General features: G+C 60.6%; 8 protein-coding genes and 1 pseudogene. 7 read left to right on the top strand and 2 right to left on the bottom strand.

The window, feature by feature from the left end; translation table 11 throughout:
• The first annotated feature begins 24 nt into the window (after window positions 1-24).
• The 6 genes and pseudogenes from KI231_RS22635 (at window position 25) to KI231_RS22655 (ending at window position 7,976) form a co-directional block, all read left to right on the top strand.
• Window positions 25-2,610: a TonB-dependent receptor gene (locus tag KI231_RS22635; RefSeq protein WP_213026393.1), complete on the top strand. Its 2,586-nt coding sequence runs from the start codon at window positions 25-27 to the stop codon at window positions 2,608-2,610.
• 111 nt (window positions 2,611-2,721) lie between these two features.
• Window positions 2,722-3,318 (top strand): biliverdin-producing heme oxygenase, encoded by a 597-nt coding sequence (locus KI231_RS22640; RefSeq protein WP_103303979.1) that lies wholly within the window; start codon window positions 2,722-2,724, stop codon window positions 3,316-3,318.
• Window positions 3,319-3,486: 168 nt separating this feature from the next.
• Window positions 3,487-3,882 (top strand): YbaN family protein, encoded by a 396-nt coding sequence (locus KI231_RS22645; RefSeq protein WP_213026394.1) that lies wholly within the window; start codon window positions 3,487-3,489, stop codon window positions 3,880-3,882.
• A 675-nt stretch (window positions 3,883-4,557) separates the two neighbouring features.
• Window positions 4,558-5,565, top strand: a pseudogene (locus KI231_RS30405) (methyl-accepting chemotaxis protein); the annotation flags it as partial.
• 102 nt (window positions 5,566-5,667) lie between these two features.
• Window positions 5,668-6,423 (top strand): methyl-accepting chemotaxis protein, encoded by a 756-nt coding sequence (locus KI231_RS30410; RefSeq protein WP_371919311.1) that lies wholly within the window; start codon window positions 5,668-5,670, stop codon window positions 6,421-6,423.
• A 206-nt stretch (window positions 6,424-6,629) separates the two neighbouring features.
• Complete coding sequence (locus KI231_RS22655) at window positions 6,630-7,976, top strand: CoA transferase (protein WP_213026395.1); 1,347 nt, start codon at window positions 6,630-6,632, stop codon at window positions 7,974-7,976.
• Between the two features lie 135 nt (window positions 7,977-8,111).
• Here the strand turns inward: KI231_RS22655 and KI231_RS22660 are convergent, their stop codons facing one another.
• Both KI231_RS22660 and arcD (KI231_RS22665) read right to left on the bottom strand, forming a co-directional pair.
• Window positions 8,112-8,975: a DNA-3-methyladenine glycosylase family protein gene (locus KI231_RS22660; protein ID WP_213026396.1), complete on the bottom strand. Its 864-nt coding sequence runs from the start codon at window positions 8,973-8,975 to the stop codon at window positions 8,112-8,114.
• Complete coding sequence (gene arcD / locus KI231_RS22665) at window positions 8,972-10,399, bottom strand: arginine-ornithine antiporter (RefSeq protein WP_103303974.1); 1,428 nt, start codon at window positions 10,397-10,399, stop codon at window positions 8,972-8,974. The genes KI231_RS22660 and arcD (KI231_RS22665) overlap by 4 nt, the downstream gene beginning before the upstream one ends.
• A gap of 564 nt (window positions 10,400-10,963) precedes the next feature.
• On the opposite strand from arcD (KI231_RS22665), the gene arcD (KI231_RS22670) reads away from it, so the two are divergent.
• On the top strand, window positions 10,964-12,391 hold the full coding sequence (gene arcD / locus KI231_RS22670) for an arginine-ornithine antiporter (protein ID WP_103303973.1): 1,428 nt from the start codon (window positions 10,964-10,966) through the stop codon (window positions 12,389-12,391).
• Window positions 12,392-12,424: the final 33 nt, after the last annotated feature.

The raw sequence follows: 12,424 nt of genomic DNA on the forward strand, positions 1-12,424 counted from the left end.
TTCGTGCGACACGGAGCGCTATCGATGTCCTCACGCCTTACCCGCCAGACTTCTTCCCCATCCCGCGTATTGTCGCTGCTGACCGCTGCCATCCTGATGGCCGGTACCGCACCGCTGATGGCTGCCACCGAACAACCGGCGCGCAACATGGGCGATTACTCGTTCTCGATTGGCCAGCAACCGCTGGTGTCGGCCCTCAACGCCTTCACCGCCGTGACAGGCTGGCAGGTCGGTTTGCCGGCGGAGCTGGGTCAGGGCGTATCGTCGCCGGGCGTGCGTGGTTCGCTGCCACCGGAAAAAGCCCTCGAGCGCCTGTTGGTGGGGACCAACCTGAGCTTCCGCAAGCTGAGCAACAACAACGTCGTGCTGGAAAAACGCAGCACCAGCGGCGCACTCAATCTGGATCAGGTGACCATCAGCGCCACTCGCCAGGAACAGTCGGTGAACAGCGTGCCGAGCACCGTCACCGTGCATACCCGCGAAGAGCTGGACCGTAACAATGTCAACACCATCAAGGATCTGGTGCGCTACGAACCGGGCGTGTCCGTCGGCGGCGCCGGCCAGCGTGGCGGCATCAGCGGCTACAACATCCGTGGCATCGACGGCGACCGCATCCTCACGCAGGTCGATGGCGTGGAGATACCGGACGGTTTCTTCAACGGCCCTTACGCCAAGACCCAGCGCAATTACGTTGATCCGGAAATCGTCAAACGCGTGGAAATCCTCCGTGGCCCGGCCTCGGTGCTGTACGGCAGCAACGCCATCGGCGGCGCGGTCAGCTATTACACCCTTGATGCCGACGACATCATCAAACCCGGCAAAGACGTCGGCGCTCGCCTGAAAACCGGTTACAGCTCGGCCGATGACAGCTGGCTGAAGTCCGCCACCGTAGCCGGCCGGGCCGACCAGTTCGACGGTTTGCTGCACTACAGCCAGCGCGATGGCCACGAAACCGATTCCTACGGCAGCAACAACGGCACCGGCCTCGAACGCACCGCTGCCAACCCGGAAGACGTCCGGGCGACCAACGTACTGGCCAAGATCGGCTGGAACTACAACGAAGATTCGCGCCTGGGCCTGACCTACGAAAAGTACAAGGATGATCGCGACACCGATCAGAAAAGCGCCTACGGCGGCCCGTTCTTCAACGGCGCGCCGACCATTCCGGACAGCATGTTGCCGGGTGGCATGTACCAGTGGCGCACCGGCAACGACACCATCACCCGTGAGCGTTTCGGCATCGAGCACCGCTTCGCCCTCGACAGCCTGCTGGTCGACAACGTGAAGTGGAGCCTGAACCACCAGATCGCCAAAACCGACCAGAGCACCGAAGAGTTCTACTACCCGATGACCCGTAAAGTGCTGCGCACCCGCGACACGATTTACGAGGAAAAACAGTGGGTGTTCGATGCGCAACTGGACAAGGCGTTTGCCATCGGTGACACCGATCACGTGCTGACTTACGGCACCACCCTCAAGCAACAGAAAGTCACCGGTTCGCGCAGCGGCGACGGCAAGTGCCTGGCCGTCGGGCGTGGCTGCACCGCCATCGGTGCGACCAGTACTGCTGACGTGTTGGCCAAAGCTACCGACTTCCCGGACCCGACCATCAACACTTACAGCGTGTTCGCCCAGGATCAGATCAGCTGGAACGACTGGACCTTCCTGCCGGGCCTGCGCTACGACTACACCCAGCTCAAGCCGCACATCACCCAGGAGTTCCTCAACACTGTGGCGGCGGATGGCCAGGGCACGGTCAGCGACAAGAACAAGACCTGGCATAAAGTCTCGCCGAAATTCGGTCTGACCTACGCCCTGACCGAGAACTACACCTGGTACGGTCAGTACGCCGAAGGCTTCCGCACGCCGACCGCGAAAGCGCTGTACGGCCGCTTTGAAAACAGCACCACCGGCTACAGCGTGACGCCGAACCCGGACCTGGATCCGGAAAAAAGCAAAAGCTATGAGACCGGTCTGCGCGGTAACTTCGAGCAGGGTTCGTTCGACGTGGCGGTGTTCTATAACAAGTATCGCGACTTCATCAACGAAGACGCTGTGACCCCGGGCCGCAACGAGCTGACCTTCCAGTCGGCCAACATCAAGCACGCCACCATCAAGGGTGCGGAAGTCAAAGGTCGTCTGAATCTGGATGCGTTTGGCGCCCCGCAAGGCCTCTACACTCAGGGTTCGATTGCCTACGCCTACGGTCGCAACAACGACAACGGCGAGCCGATCAACAGCGTCAACCCGCTGACCGGCGTGTTCGGTCTGGGTTACGACCAGGACAACTACGGCGGCCTGCTGAGCTGGACCGTGGTGAAGAAAAAGGATCGCGTCGACGACAGCAACTTCAAGTCGCCGGATGGCGTCAGCAGTCAGTTCAAAACGCCAGGCTTCGGCATTCTTGATCTGGCCGGTTATTACAAAGTCACCGACGACGTCACCGTCAGCGGCGGCATCTACAACCTGACCGACAAGAAATACTGGCTGTGGGATGACGTGCGCGGTTACGACAGCGTCGGCGAAGCCTCGGTCACGCAACCGGCCAACCTCGATCGCCTGACCCAACCGGGCCGCAACTTCGCGATCAATCTGATCTGGGACATCTGATCCCGTCGACCTCACTGCGCGTGTTCAGCCACCGCGCAGTGAGGTTTTTTTACGCTCACGCGTCTTCTTGTTCGTCTCGTTATCAAGCGCCTCTTTTATCAAGGACACCCCATGACCACTTCGGAAAAAGCCCTGCGTTCACAACGCCTGAACCAGATCACCCACGAGCCGCACAGCAAGCTCGACGCCCTGGTCAAAGCCCACGCGCCGTTCGAGACTCGCGCCAACTTCGCCCGTTTCGTCGTGGCGCAATACCTGTTCCAGTCAGAACTGGTCGAGCTGTACAACGATGCCGAACTGACGGCGATCGTGCCTGACCTGCCGGCTCGCTGCCGCGCTGAAGCGGCCAAGGCTGACCTGGCGGATCTGCACACCGAAGTCCCGGCGCCGGTGGCCGGGGCGGTGAAGAACCCGAGCAAGGCCCGTGCCCTGGGCTGGATCTTCGTCTCCGAAGGTTCGAAGCTGGGTGCCGCGTTCCTGATCAAACGCGCCGTGGCGCTGGAGCTGAGCGAAACCTTTGGCGCCCGTCATTTGGGTGAGCCGGAAGGTGGCCGCGCCGAAGGCTGGAAAAGCTTCGTGCGTACGCTCGACTCGCTGCAGTTCAGTGCTGAAGAAGAAGCCGAAGTGGAGCAAGGCGCGATTGACGCGTTCAACCGCTTCACGGTGCTGCTGGAACAGGCTTACGCCACTGAGGCTGAACCGGCCTGATCCCTAGGCACACCATAAAACCCTGTGGGAGCTGGCTTGCCAGCGATAAGGGCTGATCAGTCTCCATTTATGTTGCCTGACCCACCGCTATCGCTGGCAAGCCAGCTCCCACAGGGATCTCCACAAGTCTGTAAGATCCCCTTCTCGCCTCACAGCAATCCCGAGCCCATGCCGCAACCCGCCTCTTCCAAACTCGCCCGTGTGCTGTTCGGCCTGCTCGCCTATGTCAGCCTCGGCATTGGTCTGATCGCCATTGTCGTGCCCGGCCTGCCGACCACCGAGTTCATACTTCTCGCCGCCTGGGCCGCCACCCGCAGCTCGCCGCGCCTGAGTGCCTGGCTGGAAAACCATCGGTTGTTCGGGCCGATCCTCAGTAACTGGCGTAACGGCAAGATCATCGCGCGCAAAGCCAAGGTCAGCGCCACGGTGAGCATGTTGCTCTGCGCAACGCTGATGCTGGTGATGCTCGATCACGGCTGGCCGGTTTATCTGGCGATTGTCGGGATGGGTTTGGGCAATCTGTGGATCTGGTCGCGCCCGGAATCTATCGTCACGTCTTCCTGACTCACACAATCACCAAGTGAATGGGGTCTTTGTGGTGAGGGGATTTATCCCCGATTGGCTGCGCAGCAGCCACCAGGCAGACAACCCCAATATGTCAGAAAGAGTCGGTTCTCAGGTTTTGGGCCTGCTTCGCAAGCCATCGGGGATAAATCCCCTCACCACAAAAGCTCTCACCTCCTCATATCCAGACACACCATTTTCATCCCCGTGAAACTTCCCTGTAATTAATCCCCTTTGCAGCACTTTCCCCTGCGCAAACGTTTAGCGATGACCGTTCGTCGGCATCCAGCTCATGCGCCCTCGCCTCACGCCGATGAGCATTGAATGGCGCTGAATGGATTTGGCGAACCGGGTAACTCCAAACCCCGTGGCCACCGGTTTATTCATTCACGAGATCGCCCCATGTTCGACTCTCTCTCCATTCGCCTGAAAATCGTTCTGCTCTCCGGTCTGTGCCTGCTCGGCGTGGTTGCGCTGATCGTCGGCATGAACATCTACCAGACCAACCAGAACGACGAACTGGTCAGCCACTCCAGCAACCAGTTGCTCACCGCCAGTGTGCAGAACCTGCTGCAGGCCAAAGCCGCCGAGCAGGCGGTGCGGGTGCAGAAAACCTTTGGCGAGAGCCTGACGGTGATCACTGCGCTGGCCGACCAGATCAAGGACATGCGCGTGATGGCGGCCAAGCGTTCGCTGGAGGCTGGCGCCTTGCGCGAAGAGTTGAACCTGAGCCTGAAAACCGCTTTCGAGCGCAACGACAAAGTGCTCGGCATCTGGCTCGCCTTCGAACCCAATGGTCTGGACGGCAAGGACAGCGAGTTCGCCAACGATGCGGCGCGCCAGTCCAACGAAGCCGGACGTTTCGCCACGTACTGGAGCCGCGCCGCCGGTTCCGCGCTGAACACGATCATGGTCGAAGAAGACATGACCAAGACCACCCTCAGCCTCAGCGGCACGCCGTACAACAGCTGGTACACCTGCCCTCGCGACAACAAACGCACCTGCCTGCTCGACCCGTATGCCGACACCGTCGGTGGCAAGGAAATGCTCATGACGACCATTTCCGTGCCCTTGATCGTCGACGGCAAAGCCATCGGCGTGGTCGGCGTCGACATCGCTCTCGATGCCCTGCAAGCGGCGGCGGTGGATTCGCAGCGCAACCTGTTCAACAACGCCGGGCACATGCTCATCGTTTCCGGCAGCGGCGTGTTGGCTGCCGACAGTTCCGACGCTGCCAAAGTCGGCAAGAAAATCAGCGACACCCTCGCTGCCGATGGCAAGGATGTGCTGCAACTGCTCAGCACTGGCACGCCCAAGATTCTGGAACAGGGCGATCTGATCCGCGCCGTGTACCCGGTCGATCCGATTGGTAACTCGCGCGCGTGGGGCGTGGTCATCGATCTGCCGAAACAGGTGCTGCTGGCCGATTCGGTCAAGCTGCAAGCCGTACTTGATGATGCTCAGGAAACCGGTGTGCTCACCGCATTGGCGGTGGCTGTGGTTGCCGGTCTGCTGGGTTTGCTGCTGATCTGGCTCACCGCTTCCGGCGTCACCCGGCCGATCAACAGCGTCGCAGAGATGCTGAAGAACATCGCCAGCGGCGAAGGCGACCTGACTCAACGTTTGAACTACAGCAAGCAAGATGAACTGGGCGAACTGGTGAACTGGTTCAACCGTTTCCTCGACAAGCTGCAACCGACCATCGCGCAGATCAAACAGAGCATCAGTGAGGCGCGCGGCACTGCCGATCAGTCTTCGGAAATCGCCCGTCAGACCAGCGAAGGCATGCAAGTGCAGTTCCGCGAGATCGATCAGGTCGCCACCGCGTCCAACGAAATGAGCGCCACCGCCCACGACGTCGCCAACAGCGCCTCGAACGCCGCCAACGCGGCGAAAGGTGCCGACCAATCGGCCAAGGACGGCATGTCGATCATCGAGCGCAGCACCCGCGACATCAATCAACTGGCCGACGAAGTCAGCAAAGCCGTGACCGAAGTCGAAGCGCTGGCGGTCAACAGCGAGCAGATCGGTTCGGTGCTGGAGGTGATCCGCAGCATCGCCGAACAGACCAACCTGCTGGCGCTCAACGCGGCCATCGAAGCGGCCCGTGCCGGTGAGAGCGGTCGCGGTTTCGCCGTGGTCGCTGACGAAGTGCGCAACCTGGCCAAGCGCACACAGGATTCGGTGGAGGAAATCCGTGTGGTCATCGAGCGAATTCAGACTGGTACGCGCGGCGTGGTCGCGACCATGCATTCGAGCCAGACCCAGGCCCACAACAACGCCGGACAGATCCGTCAGGCCGTGGATGCGCTGGGCAAGATCAGCGATGCGGTGACCGTGATCAGCGACATGAACCTGCAAATCGCCAGCGCCGCCGAGCAGCAGAGCGCGGTGGCCGAAGAGGTCAATCGCAACGTTTCGGCGATTCGTACGGTGACTGAAACCTTGACTGAACAAGCCACTGAGTCGGCAGCGATCAGCAGCCAGTTGAATGCGCTGGCCAGTCAGCAGATGAAACTCATGGACCAGTTCCGCGTGTAACCACCGACCAAAAATCACTACAAATCACTGTGGGAGCTGGCTTGCCAGCGATGGCGGCAGATCAGTCAGTACATGGCTGACTGACACACCGCTATCGCTGGCAAGCCAGCTCCCACAGGGTCAAGTGGCAACTCTGGAATCGGGGATTTCATCTGATCCGATAAGTTTTTGCACTATCATCGCCCTCTCGTTCCGGAGGGCCTTTGATGACTGATTTCCTCACGTCCATTCAAGCCGCACTCGGCTTGCCCCGCACGCCGATTCCGTTCACTGCCAGCGGCGCCCTGCCCTCGGCGTTCGCCGTCACCGAGCTGGCCTGCGCCAGTATCGCCGCCGCCGGGCAAGCCATCAGCGAACTCTTGAATCAACAAACCGGTCGCCTGCCCGAAGTTGAAGTCGATCGCCGCCTGGCCTCGTTCTGGTTCGCCACCTCGATCCGCCCGATCGGCTGGCAACTGCCGCCGCTATGGGATCCGGTCGCCGGCGACTACGCGACGCAGGACGGCTGGATCCGCCTGCACACCAACGCCCCGCATCACCGCGCCGCCGCTGAAAGCGTACTCGGCGCCTGTACCGACCGCGCGGCGATGGCAGCCAAAGTCGCGCAATGGGCCAGCAAAGACCTGGAGCAAGCGCTGGTCGATGCCAAGGGCTGTGCCGCCGAGATGCGCAGTTGGGCACAGTGGCAACAACACCCGCAGGGGCTGGCAGTGAATGCCGAACGACTGGTGCAGTTCACTCAGGAGCAGGACGAAAACCCTCAAACCTGGAAAGGCTCGGTGACCCAACCGCTGGCGGGAATCAAGGTACTCGATCTGACCCGCGTGCTCGCCGGCCCGACCGCCAGCCGCTTTCTTGCCGGCCTCGGCGCCAATGTGTTGCGCATCGATCCGCCGACCTGGAACGAGCCAGGTGTGGTGCCGGAAGTCACCCTCGGCAAACGTTGTGCGCGGCTGGATCTGCACGATCCGACAGATCGCAGCGTGTTTGAAAATCTACTGAAAGACGCTGACATTCTGCTCCACGGCTACCGCGCCGATGCACTGGAGCAGCTCGGTTTCGCTGCCGAGCGCCGTCGGCAACTGGCACCGGGGTTGATCGACGTCTGCCTCAACGCCTACGGCTGGAGCGGCCCGTGGCAGAACCGTCGCGGCTTCGACAGCCTGGTGCAGATGAGCAGCGGCATCGCCGAGGCCGGGCAGCGCTGGAAGCAGGCGGACCAACCGACGCCGCTGCCGGTGCAGGCGCTGGATCATGCGACCGGGTATCTGATGGCGGCGAGCGCGATCCGTCTTTTGACCGAACGTTTGAAGACTGGCAACGGTGGCTCGGCGCGTTTGTCACTGGCGCGAACTGCCAAGTTGCTGATCGAGCATGGGCCGGGGACGAGTGAGGCATTGCGCGCTGAGGATGAGCAGGATCAGGGTTTACAGGTTGAGCAGACACCGTGGGGGCCGGCGCACCGGTTGCAGGCGCCGCTGCAGATCAGCGGCACGCCGATTCAGTGGGCGTTGCCGGCCACAGAATTGGGTTCACATCTCCCACAGTGGTAGTGACTGCTCGGGCCCCATCGCTGGCAAGCCAGCTCCCACAGTGTCCGTGTCGCCCCCCTAATCTGTGAGCGCCCGGAAACCTGTGGGAGCTGGCTTGCCAGCGATGAGGCCAGTATTGGCAGCACACACTTCGGATCAGTCACCCCGGCTCAAGGACGTCCACAAAAGCTGCGCCGCATACCCTCGATAAGGCCGCCAAGCCTCTGCGCGAACGGCCAATTCCCGCGCCGTCGGCCGCCGCCCTTCCAGTACTTCCAGCGCCCGCAACAGCCCGACATCCCCGGTCGGAAACCCATCCATATCACGCAACTGCCGCAGCGCAATGTACTGCGCCGTCCAATCACCAATGCCGTGCAGGGCCAGCAAGCGCGCCACCCCGCCTTGGCGATTCGGTTCAAACAATGAAGGATCATCGAGCAACGCCTGTGCCACGCCCGACAGCGTTCGCCCACGACTTCTGGGCATGCCCAACGCGGCCAGATCCGCCACGGCCAAAACATCCGGCTGAGGAAAAACGTGAGTCAAACCCGCAAGCGTCGAACGCAACGGCACGCCATATTGCGCAACCAGTTTCCCCGCCAGCCGAATCGCCGCCACCACGCTAATCTGCTGCCCAAGCACCGCGCGAAACGCCAGTTCCAGCCCGTCCCACGCACCGGGAACCCGCAACCCCGGACGCTCGGCGAGCAACCGCGCCAGCAACGGATCTTGCGCCAGATGCCGCTGCATCAACGACAGATCCGCATCCAGATCAAACATCCGCCGCAGCCGCGCAACGATCTCCGGCAGCACCGTTGAATCAGGAAAATCCAGCGTCACCTCCAGCGCATCAGCGGCACCAGGGCCGACCGAAACCGTGCCATGCACACCGTTCAAGCCGATGCTGCGTGAATAAACGCCATCGACCACGGTCTCCATCCCGACCACCGCCCGCGCCGCGAGAAAGCCCGACATCGCCGCCCAGTCATACGGCGGCTGATACTCAAGCGACAACCTCACAACGACAACAGCCCGCTGTACAAACCATACGCCGCCAGCCCGGCGCCGATGATCACGCAGGTAAAAATCCCTTTCTCGACCGTGGTGAACAACGGCTCGCCCTGCTCATGTTTGGCCTTGGCAAACAGGATCACCCCCGGCGCATACAGCAGCGCCGACAACAGCAAATACTTGACCCCGCCGGCATACAACAACCACACCGCATAGCACAGGGCAATGCCGCCGATCAGCAGATCCTTGGTGCGTTCGGCCGAGGCGTGTTCGTAGGTTTCGCCGCGTCCGCTCAGCAGCACTGCGTACGCCGCCGACCACAGGTACGGCACCAGAATCATCGACGAAGCCAGATAGATCAGGCTGGTGTAAGTGCCGGCCGAGAACAGCGTGATCAGCAGGAAAATCTGGATCATCACGTTGGTCAGCCACAACGCATTGACCGGTACATGGTTGGCGTTTTCCTTTTTCAGGAACGCCGGCATGGTCTTGTCCTTGGCCGTGGCAAACAGGATCTCGGCGCACAGCAGCGCCCAGGACAGCAACGCACCGAGCAACGAAACCGCCAGGCCAATGCTGATCGCCAGCGCGCCCCACGGCCCGACGATGTGTTCCAGCACCGCCGCCAGCGAAGGGTTCTGCAGGGTGGCCAGTTCCGGTTGGCTCATGATCCCCAGCGACAGCACGTTAACCAGTACCAGCAACGCCAGCACACCGATAAAGCCGATCACGGTGGCGCGGCCGACGTCGCTGCGTTTCTCCGCCCGCGCCGAGTACACGCTGGCGCCTTCGATGCCGATGAACACAAACACGGTGACCAGCATCATGTTGCGCACCTGATCCATCACCCCGCCGAAACTCGGGTTGCTGCGGCCCCAGATGTCGCGGGTGAAGATGTCAGCCTTGAACGCCACGGCGGCGATGACGATGAACATGATCAGCGGCACGATCTTCGCAACCGTGGTGACCTGATTGATGAACGCCGCCTCCTTGATCCCGCGCATCACCAGAAAATGCACGGCCCACAACAAGACCGAGGCGCAGCCGATGGCGACGGGCGTGTTGCCCTGGCCAAACACCGGAAAAAAGTAACCGAGGGTGCTGAACAGCAAAACGAAATAACCGACGTTGCCCAGCCAGGCGCTGATCCAGTAACCCCACGCCGACGAGAAGCCCATGTAGTCGCCGAACCCGGCCTTGGCGTAGGCATACACGCCGGAATCCAGCTCGGGTTTGCGGTTGGCGAGGGTTTGAAAGACGAACGCCAGGGTCAGCATGCCGATGGCAGTGATGCCCCAACCGATCAGGATCGCCCCGGCATCGGCGCGCGCCGCCATGTTCTGCGGCAACGAGAAAATCCCCCCGCCAATCATCGAACCCACGACCAGGGCGATCAACGCACCCAGGCGCAGCTTTTGCGTGGTTTGCGACATTCCAGTCTCCCTTTTCCAAACAACTGGTTCTCAGAACCTGTTTACACCTGTGGCGAGAGTGACTCTCTGTGGCGAGGGGATTTATCCCCGATGGGGGCGGCTTCGCCACCCATCGGGGCGATACGACGTTTCGCTAAATCCCCTCGCCACAAGATAGACGTGTTCATCGAACATTAACTAAATGGATAAACACTAATAACGTTTATTGGATAACACCGAAAAACGCCCACTTATATATAGCCGATGACGCTAACGCCTAGCACGTTAAGACAGTTTTGTGCGCTGATCCTAATAAATCAATTCTGTACTGAAAACAGATGCCGAAAATTTGCCAAAAGCTGAAAACGAACTAGCGTGATAATTCAAAAGTAATAATAGCCATTCCCAAAAACCTACAGCAAACCCTTCTAGGGCGGGGCTTCCAGACAATAGCCTTATGCCTGCACCCGAGACCTAAGTCATTCATTAACAATGGAATGTGGCCATGCACTGATCTATGTCAGTTGTTCGAACAGTCAACAGTCCTACGCTGTGAACTCTTCTCTCCTGCAATGGAGTCATGCAATGTCTGAAGCTCCCGGAAAACTACGATTAGGTGCACTGGTTGCACTGGTAGTCGGCTCGATGATCGGTGGCGGGATATTCTCTTTGCCACAAAACATGGCCGCCAGCGCCGACGTCGGCGCGGTGCTGATCGGTTGGGCCATCACCGCTGTCGGCATGCTCACCCTCGCTTTTGTCTTCCAGACCCTCGCCAATCGCAAGCCTGACCTCGACGGCGGTGTCTACGCCTACGCCAAGGCCGGTTTTGGCGACTACATGGGTTTCTCATCCGCCTGGGGTTACTGGATCAGTGCCTGGCTGGGCAACGTCGGTTACTTCGTTCTGTTGTTCAGTACCCTCGGCTATTTCTTCCCGGTTTTCGGTGAAGGCAACACCGTTGCCGCGGTGATCGGCGCTTCTGTCCTGCTCTGGGCCGTGCATTTTCTGGTGCTGCGCGGGATCAAGGAGGCGGCCTTCATCAACCTGGTGACCACGGTGGCCAAGGTCGTGCCGCTGCTGCTGTTCGTATTGATCGCGCTCTTCGCGTTCAAACTGGACATCTTCACCGCCGACATCTGGGGCGTGAAAAACCCCGATCTGGGCAGCGTGATGAACCAGGTGCGCAACATGATGCTGGTCACCGTGTGGGTGTTCATCGGCATCGAAGGCGCGAGCATCTTCTCGGCCCGTGCGGAAAAACGTTCGGACGTGGGCAAGGCCACCGTCATCGGTTTCATCACTGTGCTGCTGTTTTTGGTGCTGGTGAACGTGCTGTCGCTGGGCATCATGACCCAACCGGAACTGGCCAAACTGCAGAACCCGTCGATGGCCGCCGTGCTTGAGCACGTGGTCGGTCACTGGGGTGCGGTGCTGATCAGTGTCGGTCTGATCATCTCGTTGCTAGGCGCCCTGCTGTCGTGGGTGCTGCTGTGCGCGGAGATCATGTTCGCCGCCGCCAAAGACCACACCATGCCGGAGTTCCTGCGCAAGGAGAACGCCAACCACGTACCGGTCAACGCCCTGTGGCTGACCAACGCGATGGTGCAGATTTTCCTGATCATCACCCTGTTCTCGGCCAGCACTTACCTGTCACTGATCTATCTCGCCACCTCGATGATTCTGGTGCCGTACCTGTGGTCGGCGGCGTATGCCCTGCTGCTGGCGGTACGTGGCGAAACCTACAAAGGCTTCGCAGCCGAGCGGCGCAAGGATCTGATCATCGGCGGCATCGCCCTGATCTACGCGGTCTGGCTGCTCTACGCCGGCGGCGTCAAGTACCTGCTGCTCTCGGCCCTGCTCTATGCGCCCGGCGCGATCCTGTTCGCCAAGGCCAAGCTCGAACTCAAACAAGCAATTTTCACCAACGTCGAGAAGCTGATTTTCGCCGCGGTGGTCGTCGGTGCCCTGGTGGCAGCCTACGGTCTCTACGACGGCTTCCTGACTCTGTAACACCTGATTGATTTGTTATCTGGAGGATCACTG

This window comes from Pseudomonas sp. Seg1, from assembly GCF_018326005.1.
GTDB lineage: Bacteria > Pseudomonadota > Gammaproteobacteria > Pseudomonadales > Pseudomonadaceae > Aquipseudomonas.